This window comes from Thiofaba sp. EF100, assembly GCF_039822285.1.
Taxonomy (GTDB): Bacteria; Pseudomonadota; Gammaproteobacteria; order Halothiobacillales; family Halothiobacillaceae; genus Thiofaba.
The window spans coordinates 183,043-205,704 of sequence record NZ_JBAJEY010000004.1 but is presented as its reverse complement, the minus strand read 5'-3'; the positions used below and the strand labels follow the sequence as shown (position 1 = coordinate 205,704).

Annotated in this window: 18 protein-coding genes; 13 read left to right on the top strand and 5 right to left on the bottom strand. The window is 64.8% G+C overall.

Annotated features, from left to right (window positions below; all coding sequences use genetic code 11):
- Nucleotides 1-2 precede the first annotated feature (2 nt).
- Nucleotides 3-2,273, top strand: a complete 2,271-nt coding sequence (locus V6D91_RS08860; protein ID WP_347319681.1) for a VWA domain-containing protein — start codon at nt 3-5, stop codon at nt 2,271-2,273.
- Here V6D91_RS08860 and V6D91_RS08855 read toward each other — a convergent pair.
- Nucleotides 2,254-3,177, bottom strand: coding sequence for a LysR family transcriptional regulator (locus V6D91_RS08855; protein ID WP_347319679.1), 924 nt, complete (start codon nt 3,175-3,177; stop codon nt 2,254-2,256). The genes V6D91_RS08860 and V6D91_RS08855 overlap by 20 nt on opposite strands.
- Before the next feature lie 211 nt (nt 3,178-3,388).
- Here V6D91_RS08855 and V6D91_RS08850 point away from each other — a divergent pair, with 211 nt between their 5' ends.
- From V6D91_RS08850 to V6D91_RS08835, 4 genes are all read left to right on the top strand, one after another.
- Nucleotides 3,389-4,807 carry a form I ribulose bisphosphate carboxylase large subunit gene (locus V6D91_RS08850; protein WP_347319677.1) on the top strand — a complete coding sequence of 473 codons (1,419 nt, stop codon included), beginning with the start codon at nt 3,389-3,391 and terminating at the stop codon, nt 4,805-4,807.
- 55 nt (nt 4,808-4,862) lie between these two features.
- The gene (locus tag V6D91_RS08845) at nt 4,863-5,219 is read left to right on the top strand and encodes a ribulose bisphosphate carboxylase small subunit (protein WP_347319675.1); all 357 of its coding nucleotides are present in this window, start codon (nt 4,863-4,865) and stop codon (nt 5,217-5,219) included.
- Between the two features lie 190 nt (nt 5,220-5,409).
- Nucleotides 5,410-6,216 (top strand): CbbQ/NirQ/NorQ/GpvN family protein, encoded by an 807-nt coding sequence (locus tag V6D91_RS08840; RefSeq protein ID WP_347319673.1) that lies wholly within the window; start codon nt 5,410-5,412, stop codon nt 6,214-6,216.
- Nucleotides 6,217-6,361: 145 nt separating this feature from the next.
- On the top strand, nt 6,362-8,728 hold the full coding sequence (locus tag V6D91_RS08835; protein WP_347319671.1) for a VWA domain-containing protein: 2,367 nt from the start codon (nt 6,362-6,364) through the stop codon (nt 8,726-8,728).
- Nucleotides 8,729-8,850: 122 nt separating this feature from the next.
- Here V6D91_RS08835 and V6D91_RS08830 read toward each other — a convergent pair whose 3' ends face one another.
- On the bottom strand, nt 8,851-9,237 hold the full coding sequence (locus V6D91_RS08830; RefSeq protein WP_347319669.1) for a hypothetical protein: 387 nt from the start codon (nt 9,235-9,237) through the stop codon (nt 8,851-8,853).
- A 143-nt stretch (nt 9,238-9,380) separates the two neighbouring features.
- Here V6D91_RS08830 and V6D91_RS08825 point away from each other — a divergent pair, with 143 nt between their 5' ends.
- Nucleotides 9,381-10,523 carry a histone deacetylase gene (locus tag V6D91_RS08825; RefSeq protein ID WP_347319667.1) on the top strand — a complete coding sequence of 381 codons (1,143 nt, stop codon included), beginning with the start codon at nt 9,381-9,383 and terminating at the stop codon, nt 10,521-10,523.
- Nucleotides 10,524-10,566: 43 nt separating this feature from the next.
- Here the strand turns inward: V6D91_RS08825 and cynS are convergent, their stop codons facing one another.
- Nucleotides 10,567-11,010 (bottom strand): cyanase, encoded by a 444-nt coding sequence (cynS, locus tag V6D91_RS08820; RefSeq protein ID WP_347319665.1) that lies wholly within the window; start codon nt 11,008-11,010, stop codon nt 10,567-10,569.
- Between the two features lie 309 nt (nt 11,011-11,319).
- On the opposite strand from cynS, the gene V6D91_RS08815 reads away from it, so the two are divergent.
- The 3 genes from V6D91_RS08815 (at nt 11,320) to V6D91_RS08805 (ending at nt 14,644) form a co-directional block, all read left to right on the top strand.
- Nucleotides 11,320-11,883, top strand: a complete 564-nt coding sequence (locus V6D91_RS08815; RefSeq protein ID WP_347319663.1) for an OsmC family protein — start codon at nt 11,320-11,322, stop codon at nt 11,881-11,883.
- A 58-nt stretch (nt 11,884-11,941) separates the two neighbouring features.
- Nucleotides 11,942-13,078, top strand: coding sequence for an acyl-CoA dehydrogenase family protein (locus V6D91_RS08810; RefSeq protein ID WP_347319661.1), 1,137 nt, complete (start codon nt 11,942-11,944; stop codon nt 13,076-13,078).
- 141 nt (nt 13,079-13,219) lie between these two features.
- Nucleotides 13,220-14,644, top strand: coding sequence for an FAD-dependent oxidoreductase (locus tag V6D91_RS08805; protein ID WP_347319659.1), 1,425 nt, complete (start codon nt 13,220-13,222; stop codon nt 14,642-14,644).
- A gap of 179 nt (nt 14,645-14,823) precedes the next feature.
- Here the strand turns inward: V6D91_RS08805 and V6D91_RS08800 are convergent, their stop codons facing one another.
- Nucleotides 14,824-16,470, bottom strand: coding sequence for a sigma 54-interacting transcriptional regulator (locus tag V6D91_RS08800; RefSeq protein ID WP_347319657.1), 1,647 nt, complete (start codon nt 16,468-16,470; stop codon nt 14,824-14,826).
- Nucleotides 16,471-16,749: 279 nt separating this feature from the next.
- Here V6D91_RS08800 and V6D91_RS08795 point away from each other — a divergent pair, with 279 nt between their 5' ends.
- Genes V6D91_RS08795 through V6D91_RS08785 form a run of 3 tightly spaced genes read left to right on the top strand, consistent with a single transcriptional unit; the run spans nt 16,750 to nt 19,842 of the window.
- On the top strand, nt 16,750-18,123 hold the full coding sequence (locus V6D91_RS08795; RefSeq protein ID WP_347319654.1) for an ABC transporter substrate-binding protein: 1,374 nt from the start codon (nt 16,750-16,752) through the stop codon (nt 18,121-18,123).
- Nucleotide 18,124: 1 nt separating this feature from the next.
- Nucleotides 18,125-18,973 carry a nitrate ABC transporter permease gene (ntrB, locus tag V6D91_RS08790; RefSeq protein WP_347319652.1) on the top strand — a complete coding sequence of 283 codons (849 nt, stop codon included), beginning with the start codon at nt 18,125-18,127 and terminating at the stop codon, nt 18,971-18,973.
- A 5-nt stretch (nt 18,974-18,978) separates the two neighbouring features.
- Nucleotides 18,979-19,842, top strand: a complete 864-nt coding sequence (locus V6D91_RS08785; RefSeq protein WP_347319650.1) for an ABC transporter ATP-binding protein — start codon at nt 18,979-18,981, stop codon at nt 19,840-19,842.
- 162 nt (nt 19,843-20,004) lie between these two features.
- Here the strand turns inward: V6D91_RS08785 and V6D91_RS08780 are convergent, their stop codons facing one another.
- Nucleotides 20,005-21,036, bottom strand: coding sequence for an MBL fold metallo-hydrolase (locus tag V6D91_RS08780; RefSeq protein ID WP_347319648.1), 1,032 nt, complete (start codon nt 21,034-21,036; stop codon nt 20,005-20,007).
- Between the two features lie 261 nt (nt 21,037-21,297).
- On the opposite strand from V6D91_RS08780, the gene V6D91_RS08775 reads away from it, so the two are divergent.
- Nucleotides 21,298-22,617, top strand: coding sequence for a hypothetical protein (locus tag V6D91_RS08775; protein ID WP_347319646.1), 1,320 nt, complete (start codon nt 21,298-21,300; stop codon nt 22,615-22,617).
- Nucleotides 22,618-22,662: the final 45 nt, after the last annotated feature.

The following is a 22,662-nucleotide window of genomic DNA, read 5'->3' as shown; positions in this document are numbered from 1 at the left end:
GCATGACCACCATCACCGCTGAACAAGCCCAAGCCCTGTGGGACCGTCTCGACACCCGCTTTGAGCAGGTTCAGGCCGTGTTCGAGGACTGCCTGGCCGAGGCCCGGGCGACGCTGACCCCCGACGGCCTCATGGCGTGGATCGACGCCGCCCGCCTGCTCGGCAAGCTCGGCCGCGGCGCGGAGCCGATGCTCGCCCTGCTGGAGGAATGGCCCGCTACCGCCCGCTCCGTCGGCGAGGATGAGCTGCCCGCGGTGATGGCTCTGGTGCACAGGCTGCAACGCTCACCCAACGGCCGCGCCATCGCCCCCTTCCTGCAAACCCTCGCCGCGGTGGCCCGCCGCCTGCATGCCCCGGAACAGTTCGAACACTACCTCGACATCGTGCGCGACCTTGCCGAGCGCACCACCGGCTCCATCCACGGCCACCACACCACCCATCCGAGCCCCGGTCTGCCAGACTTCCTGGACAAGGCCCCCGTCCTGCTGCAACTGCTCTCCATCGGCGGCCTGCGCAACTGGGTGGACTACGGCATCCGCAACTACCACGACCATCCCGAGCGCCAGAAGGACTATTTCAGCCTGCAATCCGCCGACAGCCGCGCGGTCATGCAGCGCGAGCGGCACGGCACCCTGCTCGCGGACGTGGAGCGCAAGCTCGACCTCTACCTGCGCGGCCTGTGGCGGGATGGCGACCCTCTGGTGCCCTACTCCACCGCCTTCCATGAACTGCGGAAACCCGTACCGTACTTCGACAAGCTCGGCATCCGCCTGCCGGACGTCCTGGACGATCGGGTGCTTGCCGATGGGCGGGTGATCTCCGGGCTGGACCGCTACCGCGCCATCCTCGCCCACATGGTCGGGCACCGCCGCTGGAGTTCACCGCAGATCGCCGACAACTGGAGTCCGTTCCAGCGCATGGCGGTCGAATTCCTCGAAGACTGCCGCATCGACACCCTCGTCATGCGCGAATACCCCGGCCTGCGCTGCCTCATTCTCGCCCTGCACCCCAAGCCTGACGAGGGGGCCTGCGACGAAGCAACCACGGCCTGCCTGCGCCACCGTCTGGCCCTGCTCTCGCGCGCCATCCTCGACCCGCAGCACGGCTACCGGAATCCGGTCCTGAACGACTTCGTCCAGCGCTTCCACGCCCTGATGCAAGACGGCGAGGCCAGCACGAACGAAGTGGCGCGCCTGGCCATCGAGTACGTCGCCCGCACCCGCCGCCAGAGCGACCAGTTCGCCAACGTCCATTTTGACGACACCGAGGTCGACTACCGCGACGACAACCGCCATCTGTGGCGCTTCATCGAGGAAGGCGACGAGGAAGAGGCGTTCGACGAGAGGCGTACACTGGAGCCCGACGAGGAACTCAAGGGCCTGCCGCCTCGCCACTACCCGGAGTGGGACTATCACAGCCAGAGCTTCCGCCCCGACTGGGTCAGCCTGTACGAGGCCCTGCACCCGCAAGGCCAGGCGTCCGCCATCGACACCCTGCTCGACAAGCATGCCGGCACCGCCAAGCGCCTTGCGCGCATCCTCGACCTGCTCAAGCCGCAGGATAAGGTACGCATCCGCTTCCAGGAGGAAGGCAGCGAGCTCGACCTGGACGTCGCCATCCGCTCGCTGATCGACTTCAAGGGCGGCGCCCAGCCCGACCCACGGATCAACATGAGCCATCGCACCGCCGGGCGCGACATCGCCGTGACCCTGCTGCTGGACCTGTCGGAGTCGTTGAACGAGAAGGTCAAAGGCTCGGAACAGACCATCCTGGAGCTGTCACAGGAGGCCGTGTCCCTGCTGGCCTGGGCAATCGACCGCCTGGGCGACCCGCTCGCCATCGCCGGCTTCCACTCCAATACCCGCCACGACGTGCGCTACCAGCACATCAAGGGCTTCTCGGAGCCGTGGAACGACGAGGTGAAGGGCCGCCTGGCCGCGATGGAGGCGGGCTTTTCCACCCGCATGGGCGCCGCCCTGCGCCACGCCGGGCACTACCTCGGCAAGCGCCGCGCCGACAAGAAGCTGCTGCTGGTACTGACCGACGGCCAGCCTGCCGACATCGACGTGCTGGATGAACGCGCCCTGATCGAGGACGCCCACCAGGCGGTCAACGAACTCGACCGCGAGGGCATCTTCACCTATTGCATCAGCCTCGATCCGAAGGCGGATGAGTACGTTTCCGACATCTTCGGCCGCCACTACACGGTCATCGACCACGTCGAACGGCTGCCCGAAAAACTCCCGGCGCTGTTCATCGCCCTGACGAAGTGAGGCCGGGGGCAAGCTTGGCCCCCTCCTGCAGCACATAGGCGCGGAACGCCTGGGCCGCGGGCGAGAGGCGCTTGCCCTTGCGGTGCACCACGTACCAGTGGCGCACGATGGGGAAGCCCTCCACATCCAGCACCACCAGCCGGCCGGTCTCGAGCTCCAGCTCCAGGGTATGCATCGACGCGATCCCAAGCCCCAGCCCGGCGATCACCGCCTGCTTGATCGCCTCGTTGCTTCCCAGCTCCATCACCGTGGTCGGCTGCACCTTGTGGGCGGCAAAGAAGCGCTCGATCGCGCTGCGCGTTCCCGAGCCCTCCTCGCGCACCACGAAATTCTCCTTCGCCACCTCCGCCAGGGGGATGGCCGTCCGTCCCGCCAGCGGGTGGTTGGCCGGCGCCAGCACCACCAGCGGGTTGTCCATGAACGGCTCAGCCTCCAGCTCCATCTCCGCTGGCGGACGCCCCATGATCACCAGGTCACACTCGTTGCGCTCCAGCTGGCCGAGCAAGGCCTCGCGGTTGGTCACGTCCAGGCTGACCTGGATCTGGGGATAGGTGCGCGCGAACTCCGCCAGCAGGCGGGCGGCGAAGTAGCCCGCCGTGGTCGCCACCGAAACCGACAGCGCCCCGCGCTCCATTCCCTTCAGGGCCCCGAACACGTCGTCCATCTCGGCGAACATGGCCGAGATGGCCCGGCTGTAGCGGTACAGCTCGTGCCCAGCGTCGGTCAGGAAAGTCTTGCGCCCCATCTGCTCGAACAGGGGCAGCCCCACCACGTCCTCCAGCTGCTTGACCTGCATGGACACGGCGGGCTGGGTGAGGTGCAGCTCCTGCGCGGCCTTGGTGTAGTTGAGGTGCCGGGCCACGGTCTCGAAAACCTTGAGCTGGCGGAAGGTGAGATTCTTCATGCGTTCACCATAAACCCAGTCTTATAGATCCAATCAGAATTATTGAGTTCTCTGATTGATCATCATGACGGAAGATGCACCCCAGTTCCAGCACGCAACCTTCAAGGTCATGTGCTAGAACAAAGTACTCCGCGCCTTTGATGTTGCATCGAAGTCCGCGGCGGGCACCACCAAGTATCCGTATGCCTTCCATCCGACAGGAGGACTGTTCATGGCGAAGACGTATCAGGCTGGCGTAAAAGAATACCGCGCCACCTACTGGGAACCGAACTACACCCCGAAAGACACCGACCTGCTCGCGTGCTTCAAGGTCACCCCGCAGCCGGGTATCGACCGCGAAGAGGTGGCCGCAGCCGTTGCCGCCGAGTCCTCGACCGGCACCTGGACCACGGTGTGGACCGACCTTCTGACCGACCTCGACTACTACAAGGGCCGCGCCTACAAGATCGAGGACGTACCGGGTTCCGACACCGAGTTCTACGCCTTCATCGCCTATCCGATCGACCTGTTCGAGCCGGGTTCCGTCGTGAACGTGTTCACCTCGCTGGTGGGCAACGTGTTCGGCTTCAAGGCCCTGCGCGCCATCCGCCTGGAAGACGTACGCTTCCCGGTCGCCTACCTGACCACCTGTGACGGCCCCCCGCACGGCATTCAGGTCGAGCGCGACATCATGAACAAGTACGGTCGTCCGCTGCTCGGCTGCACCATCAAGCCGAAGCTGGGCCTGTCGGGCAAGAACTACGGCCGTGCCGTCTATGAAGCCCTGCGTGGCGGTCTGGACTTCACCAAGGACGACGAGAACGTCAACAGCCAGCCGTTCATGCACTGGAAGCAGCGTTTCGACTTCTGCCAGGAAGCCATCGAGAAGGCCGAGGCCGAGACCGGCGAGCGCAAGGGTCACTACCTGAACGTCACCGCGCCGACCTCCGACGAGATGTTCCGTCGTGCCGAGTACGCCAAGTCCCTCGGCACCCCGATCATCATGATCGACTACATCACCATGGGCTTCGGTGCCACCACCGCCCTGTCCAAGTGGTGTAAGCAGAACGGCCTGCTGCTGCACGTTCACCGCGCAATGCACGGCGTGATCGACCGCAACCCGCACCACGGCATCCACTTCCGTGTGCTGTCCAAGATCATGCGCCTGATGGGTGGTGACCACCTGCACTCCGGTACCGTCGTAGGCAAGCTGGAAGGCGACCGCACCGCGACCCTCGGCTGGATCGACATCATGCGCGAGGAGTACGTGAAAGAAGACCGCTCGCGCGGCATCTTCTTCGATCAGGACTTCGCCTACATGGCGGGCATGATCCCGGTCGCCTCCGGCGGTATCCACGTCTGGCACATGCCGGCGCTGGTCTCCATCTTCGGTGACGACTCCGTACTGCAGTTCGGCGGCGGCACCCTGGGCCACCCGTGGGGCAACGCGGCCGGCGCCTGTGCCAACCGCGTCGCCCTCGAGGCCTGCGTCAAGGCACGCAACGAAGGCGTGCAGCTGGAGAAAGACGGCGGCAACGTCCTGCGCGAAGCGGCCAAGCACTCTCCGGAGCTGGCCATCGCACTCGAAACCTGGAAAGAGATCCGCTTCGAGTTCGATACCGTCGACAAGCTGGACGTAGCCCACAAGTAATGGCCCGGGCGGGCCCGTGGCCCGCCCTCATGAACCTGAACACTGAGGTGACAAAATGAGCCAAGTTCAAGATTACAAGAGCCGTCTGTCTGATCCGGCCAGCCGCAAGTTCGAGACCTTCTCCTACCTGCCGGCCATGAGCGATGCGGACATCCGCAAGCAGGTCGAGTACATCGTCTCCAAGGGTTGGAACCCGGCGATCGAGCACACCGAGCCCGAGCACGCCATGGCCAACTACTGGTACATGTGGAAGCTGCCGATGTTCGGCGAGACCGACGTCGACCGCATCCTGGCCGAGGCCAAGGCCTGCCATGAAGCCAACCCGGGCAACCATGTCCGCCTGATCGGCTATGACAACTTCAAGCAGTCCCAGGGCGCGTCCATGGTGATCTACCGCGGCAACACCAAGTAACTGTCCCTTGGTGATGCGCCCTCCTCCAGGAGGGCAGCCCGATGCCCCGGACAGTCCTCTGGCCGGGGCTTTTTTTCAGGTGTGATGCCGACTGCGGACGACCGCAATCGACATCGCATCCCAACGCCGACCACCGTCGACGTCGATGATGTGAATGACACTTAAGCATCCCTTGCAGGAGGAGACGACCATGCTTGATCCGCTCGCCCAATACCGCGTGACCAAAGAGCCGTACTACGAGCCGCAGGCCGACGAGATCGCGCTCTACGAGGCCGCCTACGAGAACCGTCTGCCGGTCATGCTCAAGGGCCCGACCGGCTGCGGCAAGTCTCGTTTCGTCGAGCACATGGCCTTCCGCCTGGGCAAGCCGCTGATCACCGTGGCCTGTAACGAAGACATGACCGCCGCCGACCTGGTCGGCCGCTGGCTGCTCGACAAGGACGGCACCCGCTGGCAGGACGGCCCCCTGACCATCGCCGCGCGCCTGGGCGCCATCTGCTACCTGGATGAGATCGTCGAGGCCCGCCAGGACACCACCGTGGTCATCCACCCGCTGACCGACCACCGCCGCACCCTGCCGCTGGACAAGAAGGGCGAGCTGATCGAGGCCCACCCGGACTTCCAGCTGGTGATCTCCTACAACCCCGGCTACCAGAACCTGATGAAGGATCTGAAGCAGTCGACCAAGCAGCGTTTTGCCGGCCTGGACTTCGACTACCCGGGGGCCGAGGTGGAGGCCAAGGTCATCGCCAAAGAGGCCGGCGTGGATGCCGCCACGGCCGAGAAGTTGGTGCAGATCGCCCAGCGCGCGCGCAACCTGAAGGGCCACGGCCTGGACGAAGGCATCTCCACCCGCCTGTGCGTGTACGCCGGCAAGATGATCGCCAAAGGCGTCGAGCCGCGCACCGCCTGCCGCATGGCGATGGTCAGCCCGATCACCGACGACGCCGACATCCGCGACACGCTGGACGCGACCATCCACACCTTCTTCAACTGAGGTTCATCACTCCCTCTCCCCTCGCGGGAGAGGGCTGGGGTGAGGGGGCAAGCCGTGACACATCTGTCGCGGTCAAACCCCGCATCACCCTCTCCCCAGCCCTCCCCCTGCGAGGGGGAGGGAGCCACTGCCGGAGGATGCGACCATGTCCATCGACCTCAACGAATTCATCGCAGGCTTGCCCTGCGCGCAAAAATCGCACGTCCTGCGCGATGCGCTGGAAGGAAGCTACGCGGAAGCGCAGCGCGTGATGTCGCCCCAGGGCCTGAAGACCTACCTGGATGGCGTGACCGCCCTGTGCAACATGGGCAAGGGCGACGACGTGATCATCTCCTTCCTCGAGGAGATGCCCGAGGTGGTGCGCGAGATCGGCGAGGATGCCGTCGGCGAGTCGGTCTACACCGTACTCAAGCTGTCCTCGCAGACCTCCGGTGCCGTGCTCGCCCTGCTGTTCGCCAGCCTGCCGACCGCGGCCCGCCGTCTTGGCGACATCGCCGTCTACAAGGGCTATCTGAGCCTGATCGAGCGCATGGTGGCGCTGGCCCCCCGTGGCCTGCGCCCCATGCTCGACCACATCGATGAGCTGCTCACCAAGCTCACCCTGGGTGGCCTGCGCCGCTGGGTGATGTACGGTGCGGAGACCTACAAGCGCGACTTCAAAGGCCAGATCGCCTACTTCTCGCTCGAATCCTCGGACGCCATGAGCGTGCTGCAGCGGGAGCGGCGCGGCATCCTGTTCATCGACGCGCAGCGCAAACTGCAGATGTACCTGCGCGCCTTCTGGAACCGCGAGTTCTACCTGCGCCCGACCTCCGGCGACTATGAATCGAAGGAAGGCTACAAGCCCTACATCGAGAAGGGCGCCATCTTCGTGCCCGATGCCTACGACGATCATGACGGCATCGCCGGCATGGAGGTCTACCGCGCCGCCGCCGCGCACGCCGCCGCGCACGTCTATTACACCACCGCCGCCATCCAGGCCGACGGCCTCAACCAAATCCAGCGCCTAGTGGTATCGGTGTTCGAGGATGCACGCGTCGAGGAACTCGCCATCCGGCAGTTCCCCGGCCTGCGCCAGCTCTGGCTGTCCCTCCACCCGAAGCTGGACCCGAACGGCTGCCCGCCGCACATGGATGAACTCATCCATGACCTGCTCTGCCTCTCGCGCGGCCTGCTCGACCCGGACTACGATCCAGGCAACGACCTGCGGCGGCAGTGGATCACCCGCTTCCATGAGGAGATGGCCAAGCGCCCGCAGGATAACCAGCTCGCCTGGGATCTCGGCGTCACCTACTGCGGCCAGGTCAGTCAGCGGATCCCGGCGCGCATCTCGTCGGCCACCATGGCGGGCCTGCCGGTGCTCTACCGCGACGACAACCGCTTCATCTGGGAATTCGCCGAGCTCGACTGGGAAGGCGAAGGCAAGGACTACACCCCGGCCAGCCAGCGTGCCAAACGCCGCCACGTCAACGTGATGGAGTTCGTCGATGCCATCGACTCGGAGATGACCGGCGACATGGATGAGGACGGCGAGATCCTCGTCCTCTCCACCGAGCTGTACCCCTACGAGGATCAGGGCATCAGCTACAACCAGATGGAGGGCAAGGAGCCCGTGCTCGGCCCGTTCCACTACCACGAGTGGGACTACCAGGTGCAGGTCCACCGCCCCGACTGGACCACCGTGTACGAGCGCCGCCTGCCGCGTGGCGACCGCGACGAAATCGACCGCATCCTGCGCGAGCACAAGGGTGTCGCCGCCCGCCTGCGCCACATCATCGACATGCTCCAGCCCAGGGGCCTTGTGATCGAGCGCAAGCAGGCGGAAGGGGACGATCTGGACCTCGACGCGGCCGTGCGCTCGATGGTGGATTATCGTATGGGCATCACCCCGGACGAGCGCGTCCACCTGCGTCGCATCCAGAAGGTACGCGACGTGGCGGTCATGGTGCTGATGGACCTGTCGCAGTCGACCAACGACTACGTGCGCGGCACCGAGAAGACGGTGCTGCAGCTGACCAAGGAGGCGACCACCCTGCTCGCCTGGGCAATCGACGGCATCGGCGACCGCTTCGCGGTGCACGGCTTCGCCTCCGACAGCCGCCACGACGTGCAGTACTACCGCTTCAAAGACTTCTTTGAACCCTGGGACGACAATGCCCAGTCGCGGCTTGCAGGCATGACCGGCCAACTCTCCACCCGTATGGGTGCTGCCCTGCGCCACGCGGGGCGCCACCTGGCCAAGCAGCAGGCACAAAAGAAGCTGATGCTCGTCATCACCGACGGCGAGCCGGCCGACGTGGACGTGGACGATCCGCAGCACCTGCGTTTCGATACCAAGAACGCGGTGGAGGAGCTCAAGCGCGATGGCGTGATGACCTACTGCATCACCCTCGACCCCCACGCGGATGCTTATGTGTCGCGCATCTTCGGCGACAAGCACTTCACCGTGATCGACAACGTCCAGCGCCTGCCGGAGAAGCTGCCACAGCTGTTTGCCTCGCTGACCAAGTAAGGCGCCAGGCGCCCCAGACGACAAAGCCGGCCATGGCCGGCTTTATTTTTTCGCTCAAGGCTGCGCCCACAAGAAAGCCGGCGTTGGAGCCGGCCTGCTTGCGGTCAGGGATGTGCAAGCGATCAGCGATGCCGATCCAGCCGCTGCAGCCATTCCGGCGGCATCAGCTCCTCCAGGTCTTCCTCCTTGACCCAGCCGTCGAAGTCGCTGGCCGTCAACCACTGCTCCGGGGTCCAGCCCATGGCCTTGGCCTTTTCCAGGGCGGCGGCATGGATGGCCTCATGCTTGCCCCGAAGATCCGCGGGCAGATTGCTCACCATGGCGCCGTACTTGTCCCATTCGTTGGTGACCTGCTCCCACAGCTGTTCAAACTTGTGGCGTGGCCAGTTCTTGCACTGCTCGTCCTCAGGGATCAGACCGAATACTTTGGCGTCGCGGATGATGCGGCCAATCTCGGTGAAGCCACCCCACATGTCCTCGTCGTAGCCACAATAGTTTTGCTGGCGCATGGCGCTCTCTCGCATGGAATTGATTTGCCTTGGATTCTAGCGGAACCTGCCGGCGTTGGACACGGAAAACTGACTGCACGGCAGGTTATTGCCAAACGACCTTACGCTATGTTGCTCCTCAGAAAGACGCAGAGACATCTTCCATGAACACGCCTGCCGAGCGTCGCCGCTTTTTCCATCATTCCCTCGCCCTGGGCCTCGGCCTTTCGGGGCTGCCCGCCGTGCGGGCAGGCCGCGACCGGCGCGTGGGCGTGGTGACGCACAAGCTGTTCCTGGAGCACGACTGGCCGGGGCACAGGGAAGGGGCCTACCGGCTGCGAGCCATCCTCGAGCGTATCGAGAAAGATGGCCTGCTCGACCGCCTGGTCGCCCAGCCGGTCCGCCCTGCCAGCGAGGAGGAACTGCAGCGCGGCCATACGGAGGGCTACCTGATGGAAGTGCGCGTCGCGAGCGAAGGCGAGCCGGGCTATTTCAACTTCGGCGCGCAGGACAACTACGTCAACCACGCGACCTGGGAGGCAGCCCGCCACGCGGTCGGCGGGCTGATCGACCTGTGCGGCGCGGTCGCCCGGCGCGAGTTGGACAGCGGCTTCGCCCTGGTGCGCCCGCCCGGCCACCATGCGGAGCCGAGCCGGGCCATGGGCTTCTGCTTCGTCAGCAACATCGCGCTCGCGACCCGGGCCCTGCAGGCGCAGGGCCTCAAGCGCATCGCCATCCTCGATTTCGACATCCACCATGGCAACGGTACGCAGGCGGTCGTCGGCCACGATCCGGACGTCCTGTTCCTGGATCTGCACCAGAGCAACCTGTTCCCCGCCCACAGCGGTCGCATCGACGAGATGGGCGAGGGTCCGGCGCGCGGCACCATCGTCAACGCCCCGGTACCACCCTATGTCGACGATGCGGGGCTGCTGGCGCTCTACGACCAGGTCTTCGAACCGGTCATGGCACGCTTCAAGCCGGACATGCTGCTGGTCTCCGCCGGCTTTGATGGCCACTGGCGCGACCCACTCTCCCGCCAGAACATGACCCTGAAGGGCTTCGACGCCCTGAGCCGCCGGCTGGTCGCGTTCGCCGACAGACACTGCGGTGGACGGGTGGTGTTCACCCTGGAGGGCGGCTACGACGGTGAGGTTCTCGGTCACGCCGTGGCCAACAGCCTGCGCGCCCTACTGGGGGATGAGAAGGCCGTCGACCCGATCGGACCGAGCACAGAAGGCAAGCCCACCGCGGACATCGGCGGGCTGATCGAGAAGCTGCGTGGGCTGCATGGCCTGACGGCCTGAGCCGGCTCGTACCCTCTTCGTTCGAGGAAGAGGTGCAGAGGACTTACCAAGCCTTATACGGCAGGAACTTGCCGTTCATGGTCACCACCACGCGGTCGCCTGCGGGATGCTCCTCCTTGTCAATGTGCATAGAGAAGTCGATCGCGCTCATGATGCCGTCGCCGAACTTCTCATGGATCAGCGCCTTCATGGTCGGGCCGTACACACCAACGATCTCGTACAGGCGGTAGATCAGCGGGTCGGTGGGCACCGCCTTCTCCCAGGTCTTGGTCGGGCAAGCCATGATCGCGGCCTTAGCCTCGGCCGGCAGCTCCAGCACGGTCACCAGCTTCTGCGCGTACGCCTCCTTGAGGCTGTTCATGCCCAGGCAGGCCGAGGTGGTGAACACCGGCGACAGGCCGATGCCCTGTGCGATGGCCTCCCAGCTCAGGCCCAGGGCCTCCTTCTTGTCCAGGATCAGGGCGGTCAGGTCTTGTTTGCTCATCATAGCGTGGGTCTCCGGATTGTTGGATCAGGCGAATCGGCGCCTGAAGGTCCTTAAACAAGAACCCTGCCAACCACGAAAAGGGCATCACGACGGCCTTTGTGCCTCTCCACCCCGCACCCGCGCGGACATTGTCCATCGACATTCGGACAATGTCGGCCCATGGCCTGACAATCCGCCCGGCCATCCCTTCGACAACGACAACAAATCCCGCCAAAACCGCGCCAGAACAGCGATTTCCAGAACATGGCACGGGCCGTGCACCTCCAGGACTGCGAACGCAAAACGCAACCGTCCATCCCGGAGAACACCATGAGCACCGTATTCGAAGAACCCATCGCCCCCTCCTGCATCCGCCAAGCCCTGCGCGAGATCGACAAGAGCGGCCTCGCCGCGCTCGGGGAGAAGGGCAAGGCCAATCCGAACGCTGTCATCACCCTGAAGGCCAAGACCGTGTGCGAGGGCCAGTTCCGCAACCTGACCTACATCCGCGACCTGGCCCCGGTGGTGGTGGACGAGCCGCCGCACCTGCTCGGCGAGGACACCGCGCCGAGCCCGTCCGAGGCCTTGCTCGCTGCCCTCGGCGCCTGCCTGGCCGTGGGCGTGCATGCCAACGCCACCGCACGTGGCATCAAGCTGACCAAACTGGAACTGCTGATCGAGGGCGACATCAACGTTACCGCCGTCTGGGGCACAGGCGACCTGGACGAGAACAAGCCACTCGGCTTCACCGCCATCCGCGTCAAGTTCGACGTCGCCACCCTCGACCCGATCAGCAAGGACGAACTGGACGCCCTGCTACAGCACGCCAAGAAGTGGTCCCCAGTCGCCAACACCATGATGCGCCCGGTCGCCCTCGACTGCGCCCTGCTCTGACCTCCCCCGCCCTCCCGTGCACGCGCAGGGAGGGCACACAAATCATCAGGAGATCGCCATGACCGCCGTGACACCAACCCTGAACGAAGCCCCGTCCGCGCCCCTTGAAGGTGAACTGCTGTTCAACCACATCCGGGACATCGTGCGGGACAAGCTCGCCCCCCTGACCGTGAAGATCGACCAAGGCCACTATCCGGCCGACGTGCTGCGCGCCCTTGGCGAGGCCGGGGCCTTCCGCCAACACCTTGCCTCGCAGAACGGTCGCGACACCCACGACCTGCAGACTGCCCTCAAGGTCATGGATATCGTCTCGCAAGAGTGCATGTCCACCGGCTTCATGATGTGGGCTCAGGACGTGGTGAGCTGGTACATCGAGATGTCCGACAATGCCTTCCTCAAGAAGCATGTCCTGCCGCTCCTGGCCAGCGGCGAGGCGCTCGGCGGCACAGCGCTCTCCAACCCGATGAAGTACATGGCCGGCATCGAGGAGCTGTTGCTCTCGGCTGAGGAGATCGACGACGGCTTCATCGTCAACGGCACCCTGCCGTGGGTGTCCAACCTCGGCCCGGGCCACTGGTTCGGCTCCATCTTCAAGGTGAAGGGCAAGAACGCCCGCGACGTGATGGCGCTGGTCAACACCGACTGGGAAGGCCTGACCATGAAGCAGCTGGTGAAATTCACCGGCATGGAAGGCACCGGCACCTACTCACTGCACCTCAAGGACGTGTTCGTCCCCAAGATCCACGTCCTCGGCGACCCGATCCTGCCCTACCTGAAGAAGATGAAGGCCGGCTTCGTGCTGCTGCAGACTGGCATGGCGACCGGGCTGATCGAAGGTTGCATCAAGCTGTGCGAGGACGTTGAACCCAAGCTCGGCCATGTCAACTGCTACCTAGACGACCGCCCAGACGAACTGCGCGAGGAACTCGAGGACGCCCGGGAGGCCATTGCCGGACTGTGCGACGACGTGTTCAACCCCGAGCCCGAGTTCATGCGCAGCGTGCTGGAAGCCCGCCTCCTCGGCTCCGAACTGTCCCTGCGCGCGGCCAACTCCGCCATGCAGCACACCGGCGCCAACGGCTACCTGATCGACGCCCCGGCCCAGCGCAAGCTGCGCGAGGCCTACTTCGTCGCCATCGTCACCCCGGCCATCAAGCACCTGCGCAAGGAGCTGGATGCCATGGCAACGGCCTGAACCCGACCTACAACTTCGTCATCGCGGGCTTGCACCAGCCTCACGTTAGGAGCGAAGCAACGTGGCGATCCATACGCCGCCTGGATTGCCTTGTTCCGATCGCAATGACGGTTTTCTCCCAACTAGCCTGGAATCACCGCCATGACCACCCCACGCTGGATCTGCAAGACCTGCGGCTGGATCTACGACGAGACCACGGGCGACCCGGACAGCGGGCTCGCCCCCGGCACCCGCTTCGAGGACATCCCTGAGGACTGGTCCTGTCCCCTGTGCGGCGTCACCAAGGCGGACTTCATCACCTTGGAGGAATACGCCGCCCAGCGCGCCGCAAGCGGACCGAAGCCCCGCCCGCGCCGGGCACGCGGCCAGGTGGGCGGGGAGGATGCCGTGGTCATCATCGGCAGCGGCATCGCCGGCTGGACGGTCGCCGAGCGGCTGCGCGAACGCGATCCCGACCGCCCTATCACCCTCATCACCGCCGACGACGGCTGCATCTACCCCAAGCCCGCCCTGTCCATGGCCATCCGTCAAGGCCGCAGCGCGGACGACCTGGTCGAGCAATCCGGCCCCAACAAGGCCGAAGCACTCGGCATCACCCTGCAGGCCAACACCCGCGTCATGGGCATCAAGCCCGCTGACAGGCGCCTGCTGACCGCCAAGGGCAACGTGAAGTACGGCCAGCTTGTGCTCGCCCTAGGCGCCAACCAGCGCCGCCGCGCGTTCGAGGGCGACGCCGCCGACGACATCCTGCGGGTCAACGACCTCGTGAGCTACCGCCGCATGCGGGAGAAGCTCAACCTGCGCCCCATGCACGTCACCCTCATCGGCGCGGGCCTGATCGGCGTGGAGTTCGCCGAGGACCTGCACGCAGGCGGGCATCAAGTCACCCTGCTCGACCTCGGCGACCAACTGCTCGGCCGCCTCGCGCCCCAGCCCATCGCCAGCCGCCTGCTGGCCGCGCTCCAGCCGCAAGGCGTCGACTTCCGCCCCGGCGTCAGCCTCGCCAGCCTGGATCGGGAGGGCGACCGTTACCGCGCTACCCTCACCCATGGCGGAACACTCGAAACCGACCTCGTGATCTCCGCCATGGGCCTCGTGCCCAACATCGAACTGGCGAAGAAGGCAGGTCTCGCTGTGAACCGCGGCATCCTCGCCGACCCGGCGGACATGCGCAGCAGCGACCCGCACGTCTTCGCCGTCGGCGACTGCGCTGAAGTGGATGGACGAAGCTATTTCTACATCGAGCCCATCAAGCGCCAAGCCGAGGCAATCGCGGCCGCCCTCTGCGGCCAGAGCGCCCCATTCGAACACCGCCCAACCGCCATCCGCGTCAAGACCACCAGCCTCGCCCTCAGCCTCTGCCCGCCCGACCTGAGCGTGGCGGACTTGGGCGGCTGGCACCTCAGCACGAAACAAGGCGGCAGCTGCCGCATGGACTTCCTCGTGCACGGCAAGCTGGCGGGCTACGCACTGAGCGGTGTGGAAGCCGCCCACGCGATGGATCTGTATGAAGAGATCTGCGGCAAAAAGGCGACAGAGCTTACCCCGTACAAGCCACTGTCATAAGGTTTTCGCGAAGGGCTCGTCATCGTCATTGCGGCAGAAGCCCTCCATGGCCTCTGGCCTGCGGCCGGCGCTGGCGCGCTGCAACATTGCTCCTGCAATGCTGTTCGCCGTAGGCGAAGCAATCCACAGACCGCCGCGGCCTGTTAACCCGTCTTCCTAACCGCCCGATCGCCATCCTCTTATCCCCCCTCCCCCAACCCCAACTTCACCATCCGATACCTGAACTGCCTCGGGGTCATGCCTAATAACATGGCGGCACGTGTCTTGTTGCCACCTGCGCGGCGCAGGGCTTCGAGCAGGTCCTGGGCTTCGTCCTCGCGCACCCAGCTGTAGCTGCGCATGGGCATGGCGGCGGAAGAAGGAAGCGCCATAGGCTGAGGCGTTCCGGCCTGCGATGCGAGGACGACTGCGGGTTCAATCCGCTGCGCGGTGCCCGCTTCCAGGTGTTCGCCGATGTGTGCCTCGTGGCTAAGGATGAGGACGATGTCCTCCACCGTTATCTGTCCTCCCTGCGCTACCAGCACCGCACGTTTGATCACGTTTTCGAGCTGACGGATGTTGCCCGGCCAGTTGTAGCCCTCCAGCCGCTCCAACACGCCGGGGCCGAACATGGTGTTGCGGTCGAACTCCTGGCTAGCCTCCTGGAGGAAGTGGCGGGCCAGGCGGCGCACGTCGCCCGCGCGCTCGCGCAGCGGGGGCAGGTGGATGGGGAAGACGTTCAGGCGGTAGAACAGGTCGATGCGAAAGCGGCCCTCGTTGACCGCGCGCTGCAGATTCTTGTGGGTAGCGGCGATGATGCGCACGTCCACCGGGATGTCCTTGACCCCGCCGACGCGTTTGATGAGCTGTTTCTCCAGCACATGCAGCAGTTTGGATTGCAGGTCGAGCGCGAGGTCGCCGATTTCGTCGAGGAAGAGGGTGCCGCCGCTGGCGAGTTCCACCACACCCTTCTTGGTCGCCACCGCGCCGGTGAAGGCGCCCTTCTCGTGACCGAACAGCTCAGATTCGAGCAGGTTCTCCGGAATGGCGGCGCAGTTGATGGCCATGAACGGCCCGTCGCGGCGCTGGCTGGTGAGGTGCACCATGCGCGCGAAGCGCTCCTTGCCGGTGCCGGACTCGCCGGTAAGCAGCACGGTGGCCTGGGTGGGCGAGACGTGCAGTGCCTGGCGCAGGGCCTGCTTGAGCGCCGGGCTCTCGCCAAGGATACCGTGAGTTCCCTCGGCCTGCTGGTCGAGCGCCTGTTTGAGGGCGCGGTTCTCGTCTGCCAGCAGTGCGGTTTTCTCCTCGATCAGCGTGTTCAAGCGCAGGATCTGGGCGATGAAGGAGGCCAGCACGCGCAGCAGGGTCACGTCGCGGCTGAAGGCGCGCCTGCGCCGGCGCAAACGGTGCGCCGCCAGCACGCCCATCGGTACGTTGTCGTGCAGGATGGGCACAGCGAGGAAGGCAACGGTCTCCTGCGGCAGGGTTGCGCGATCCACCGCGCGGGTGAGGTAGACCGGCTCGTCGTCGATGTCCTGGATCACCGCCACCTGGCCAGTGCGCATGACCCGCCCGGTCACGCCCTCCCCCAGCGCGTACTGGCCGCGCTGCCGCTCCAGCGCAGTGAGACCGTAGGCATACTGGATGCTCATCCTTCCCTCGCCGTCCGGCAGCACGACCCGTCCTCGGTTCAGACCCACCATCTGCGACATCAGCCGCAGGATGGCATGGATGGCCTCCTCGGGGGCTGTGGCGTGCCCCAGCTTGCGCGCGGCCTCGTGGATGACCAGCAATTCGATGTCATCGGCCAGGTCCCTCTGGGCTTCGTGTTCAAGGTCGTTGTTCATAGGTTCTCTCCGGGGCTCTTTCCTTGACCAAGCAAGAGATGGGCCCAGTGACTGTCCGCCAATGTCCGTCATTGGCGGACGCCCCATGGCACACCGGCTAGTGCGATGCATCGTGCAGGGACGGTGGGTTGCACCTGCACGGTGCCTGCGCCGCCCCCATAAGTGGCATGCCCCACCTTCCACGCCCCGTGACGAAGCAAATGCCCTGCCCGCGCCAAGCTGGCATGGCGGCTGCATTGATCTCTCCTACGAACACTTATCCACACAGGGAGACCCGCCATGTCCGCTTTCAAGAATCCGTTCGACTTCAACCTCCGCCTCCAGGGCGGTTGCTCCTGCGGAAAACACAGAAGCCAGTCCGAGCACGACGCCGAGCAGGCGAGCCTGAACGAGCCAAAGGAGGAAGAAGCTGCCCTCAACCGGGTGATCGAATCCGCTGTGGTGCGTGCCCTGTTCCCCCATGACGAGACCCGTCGCGCCTTCCTCAAGGCGGTTGGCGCCGGCACCGCGCTGGCCGCGCTCTCCAGCCTGTTCCCGCTGGGTGCGGCGCAGGCGTTGGCGGCCGAGCCCGGTCCGCTGGAGAAGAAGGATCTGAAGGTCGGCTTTATTCCCATCACCTGCGCCACCCCGATCATCATGGCCAAGCCGATGGGCTTCTATGAGCGCGAGGGCCTGAACGTCGACGTGATCAAGACCGCCGGCTGGGCGCTGGTGCGCGACAAGGTGATGAACGGCGAATACGACGCCTCGCACATGCTCTCACCGATGCCGATCGCAGCCAGCATGGGCCTGGGCGCGCAGCCCAACCCAACATTCGTCGCCACCATCCAGAACATCAATGGCCAGGCGATCACGATGCACGTCAAGCACAAGGACAATCGTGACCCCAAGAACTGGAAAGGCATGAAGTTCGGTATCCCGTTCGAGTACTCCATGCACAACCTGCTGCTGCGCTACTACCTCGCGGAGCACGGTATCGACCCGGACAAGGACGTGCAGCTGTCCGTGATCGCGCCGCCGGAGATGGTCGCCAACCTGCGTGCCGGCAACATCGACGGCTTCCTCGGCCCCGAACCGTTCAACCAGCGCGCAGTGTTCGAGGGCGTGGGCTTCATCCAGGTGCTGTCGAAGGACCTGTGGGATGGCCACCCCTGCTGCGCCTTCGGCGTGACCGAGAAGTTCGTCAAGGAGGCACCCAACACCTTCTCCGCGCTGTTCCGCGCCATCGCCAACGCCACGGTCTACGCACACAAGCCGGAGAACCGGCCGGCCATCATCGAGGCCATCGCCCCGGCCAACTACCTGAACCAGCCGATCCCCGTGCTGCAGCAAGTGATGACCGGCAAGTTCGCTGACGGCCTCGGTCACGTGCAAAACGTGCCGGGCCGTGCAGACTTCGACCCGTTCCCGTGGGAGTCAATGGGCGTGTGGATCCTCACCCAGCTCAAGCGCTGGGGTTACATCAAGCAGGACGTGGACTACCAGCAGATCGCCCAGCAGATCTTCCTCGCCACCGACGCGCGCAAGCGTCTGAAGGAGATGGGGATCGAGGCACCGGAGACGAACTCCAGGCAGCACACCATCATGGGCAAGGTGTTCGACCCCGCCAGGCCGCAGGAATACGTCGATTCTTTCGCCATCCGGAGGACCTGACATGACACGCTCGCTCAGCTTCCGCGCGACGATTGTCTCTTTCGTTCTGCTGATCGCCTTTCTCGGCGCTTGGCAACTAGGGACACTCCCGGCGGCCGGAGGAGGAGCCGCCGCCACCTACGCCGATCCGGAGTACGCAGCACTGATGGGCGGGGCGGCGGCACAGGCCTCCGGCCTGCCCTCCCCGGGCACCGTGGGCGAGACTATCGCCAGCCAGCTCGCCAACCCGTTCTACGACAACGGCCCGAACGACAAGGGCATTGGCATCCAGCTCGCCTGGTCACTAGCCCGGGTGCTGGCGGGGTTCCTGCTCGCCGCCGCCGTCGCTATCCCACTCGGCTTCGTCATCGGCATGTCGCCGCTGATGTACAAGGCGCTCAACCCGTACATCCAGATCATGAAGCCGATCTCGCCGCTCGCCTGGATGCCGCTTGCGCTGTACACGATCAAGGACGCCTCCCTGTCCTCGATCTTCGTGATCTTCATCTGCTCGATCTGGCCGATGATGATCAACACCGCGCACGGCGTCTCCTCGGTCAAGAAGGACTGGCTGAACGTGGCCCGCACCCTGGAGGTGAGCCCCTTAAGGACCGCCATCAGCGTGATCCTGCCCGCCGCCGCGCCCACTATCCTGACCGGCATGCGCATCTCGATGGGCATTGCGTGGCTTGTGATCGTGGCCGCCGAGATGCTCGTCGGCGGCACCGGCATCGGATACTTCGTGTGGAACGAGTGGAACAACCTCAACCTGTCCAACGTGATCTTTGCCATCGTCATGATCGGCGTGGTGGGCATGCTGCTCGACATGGTGTTCGGCGTGCTGACCAAGCTTGTGACCTACCAGGAGTGACTCCCATGACCCAACCATTCCTCAAGGTCGAAGGCCTGAAGAAGGTATTCCCCGCCCTGGCGGGCGGCGAACCCGTCACCGTGTTCGAAAATATCCACTTCGGTTTCGAAAAGGGCGAGTTCGTCTGCATCATCGGCCACTCCGGCTGCGGCAAGTCGACCATCCTCAACGTCCTCGCGGGACTCGACGATGCCACCGAAGGCCACGTGTTCATGGACGGCCGCGAGGTGAAGGGCCCGAGCCTAGACCGCGGCGTGGTGTTCCAGAGCCACGCCCTGATGCCTTGGCTGAGCGTGATCGAAAACGTCGCCTTCGCGATCAAGGCGCGCTGGCCCGAGTGGCCAAAAGACAAGGTGCGCGAGCATGGCCTGAAGTACATCGAGCTTGTGGGCCTCGGCCACGCGGTGGACAAGAAGCCCCACCAGCTCTCCGGGGGTATGAAGCAGCGCGTCGGCATCGCCCGCGCCTTTGCCATCGAGCCGAAGATGCTGCTGATGGACGAGCCTTTCGGCGCGCTGGACGCCCTGACCCGCGGCGTGATCCAGGACGAGCTGGTGAAGATCTGCGCGGCCACCCATCAGACGGTGTTCATGATCACCCACGACGTGGACGAGGCCATCCTGCTGGCCGACAAGATCGTGCTGATGTCGAACGGGCCATACGCCAAGATCGCCGAGATCGTGGAAAACCCGCTGCCCAGGCCGCGCGTGCGTCAGGAGATGCACCACGATCCACACTTCTACGCCCTGCGCAACCACCTGGTCGACTTCTTGGTCTGCCGCTCCAAGCTCATCACCCTCGGCGAGCTTCCGGCGGACTACAACCCGCTGCGCCCGCCCGTGGTGCGGCCGATGAAGGTCGCCGCCTGAATCCCTGCGGCCACCAACGCCCCCGTTGCGATGGGCCATGTCAAAACGCCGGACCTGAAAAAGAAAACGCCCCGAGTTTTCGGGGCGTTGTTGTTTCTGGGAGAGTCGAGGCGATTCAGCCTTGTACGAGGCGAGGTTTCGTCATTCAGGGCGAGGGAAGGATCAGAAGTTCGCCTGCTCAGCCTCGGTGTAGGCGAGGCTGGTGTAATTGCCGATGTTCTCGTTGAAGCCCTTGGTCTGGGGGGCCCACTTCTTCACCCGCGGGTCGGCCAGCACCATGCTCTTGGCCTCTTCGAGCGGCTTGCCCTGCTTGACGGCCTCGACACAGGCACCGTAGATGCCCTCGAACAGCTCACGGTTGTTCTTGAGCACATCCGGCCCCGGCTGGCCATGGCCCGGCAGCCAGAGCTTGGGCTTGATCTTCTGCAGCTCATCCATGGTCTTGAAGGTGCCAAGGTAGGAGCCGTCCTCCATGAAGGCGATGCGGCGGTCCATGGCCACGTCGCCGACGTGAACGATCTTGTCCTCGACGATCTCGAAGCAGACATCCGCCGGGGTATGGGCCTTGCCATAGTGATGGCAGCGGATGGTCACCTCGCCGAACTTGAGCTCATCGCCATGCTTCACCTCCTTGTTCGGCGGGGTGACGATGGTGCCAAGGGTGGCATTGTCGGTGGAGCGCTCCATCAGGTGCTGCCAGAACTCGCCCTGGCCGGTCTTGATCGCCGAGGTGGTCAGCGGATGGGCGTAGATGGGGATGTCCTTGTAGGCCTCGACGAAGGCATGATTACCCAACCAGTGATCGCCGTGGTAGTGGGTGTTGAACACCGCGATGACCGGCTTGTCGGTCACCTTCCTGATCTGGCGGAGGGCCATCTCCCCAATCTGCACCGAGGCCCCCGAGTCGAGGATCACCACCCCCTTTTGGGTCACCACGAAGGTGACGTTACTCATCATCCCCTGGTTCTTCGGGTTGGGGAAACCGTCCGGCGCGATCACCACATAGGTGTACTTGCCGAGCTTCTTGGCCGGGATATCCGGCACCGGCGGCCCCTTGACCACCATCTCCATCTCCTTGGCAAAGGCCTGCAGGGGGGCCAGGGTGGGGAGGCTGAGGGTCCCCAGGGCGGCGGCGCTGGCCACCGCGCGCAGGAAGGCGCGGCGCTGCTGGTCGGCGGAATGGTGTTCTGACATGTCCCTCTCCTCCCAAATCGTCGTTCGTTTTCGTCGTGTCATTCTAGGGCGTGGGAGGAGCGTGAACAGGACAAGTTTCTTATCGAATATACGATTTTGCTTATGAATGGGTCACAACGCAGGGTGGAGTGCTGGCGCCCGCCGTCCGAGCTTGTCTTGCCGAACGGAGTAGTTATCATGACGTTATTTTATAACATACCAAAATGAAGCCCCACCATGCTCACGATCCAACGCCTCGGATTTGCAGCACTGAGCTGCCTCATGACCGCCCCATCCCTCGCCGATGAGCTGAAGGTCACGCCAATGGCCGTCATCGACGCCGTGGCCTATGGCGATGATGCGAGTGGGCGCGGCACGGAATACCTCCAAAACGCCAATGGCATCTTCAATGTCCACAGCGACAATGGCGATGGTCACAGCCATGGCGGCGGCCTGGATCGTGGGTTGAACCTGCGCGGGGTGGAGTTGGGGCTGCGCGCCGAATGGGAGGGGGTACTCGATGGCGCCTTCCGCTTCGCCACCGACGGCAAGGCCGGTGAGCTGGAGGAGTTCTGGCTGCGCACGGACTTCCTGCCTGCCGGGCTTAGGCTCAAGGGCGGACGCTTCTACAGCGACGTGGGCCAGCAGAACAACCTGCACCCGCATGAGTGGGACTTCGTCGATCAGGCCCTGCCCTACCAGATGCTGTTTGCCGGTGGCCTGCGCGGCAACGGCCTCCAGTTCGACTGGTCGCCCAGGCTGCCCTTCGACCTTCGTCTGGGGGTGGAGGCGCTCTCGGGCGGCAACGAAGGAGTCGCCGCCTATGTCGGCCCCACGCAGGGCTACCTCACCACCACCGGCAAACGCATCGACGTGCCCTTCGAGGGAGACAAGGACTGGCCGCGGGTGTGGACGACGTTCCTCAAGTCCGGTTTCGAGCCGGCCGAGGGGCATCACGTCTTTGGCGGCCTGTCCTACATCAAGGGACGCCAACACCAGGAGTTGCACACCTACCACCCCGGCATCAACGACGCTGACCACGCCCTGGAGGGGGAGACCTGGACCGCCGGTCTGGATCTCGGCTACCACCGGCATGCCGGTGGCACGCAGGGCGAAGGGGACTTCAAGCTCTCGGCCGAGTATTACTACCAGAGCAAGGATTTGACCCTGACCTACCACGACACCAAGCCATGGAACATCGGCATGCCGCGCGAACTGCACGTGGACGCCTTCGTCGTCCAGGCACTCTACGGCATCGCCCCGCGCTGGGAGGTGGGCCTGCGCTACGATCTCGCGGGCCACACCCACGAGGCGGTGCGCAGCGGCTCGCCGCTCTACTGCCTGCCGCCCTACCAGGACAAGCCCTGCCCGCGCCAGACCAGCGAATTCGAGGAGATGAACCGCCTTTCCGCCGTGGCCACCTGGCGCATCGATGCGCGGCAGAAACTGCGCCTGCAACTCTCCCGCGCGCACGTCCCGGTGGCCGAGGACGTGGATGGCGATGGCCGGTTTGATGCCGTGCGCAAGTCGTTCAACCAAGTCTTCCTGCAATACCAGCTCATGCTGGGAAGCGCTCCCGCGCACCACGATCATGGGCACTGAGGACCAAGGCTTTACCGCTGGCGGCCGATCCGCCAAGCTAGACGC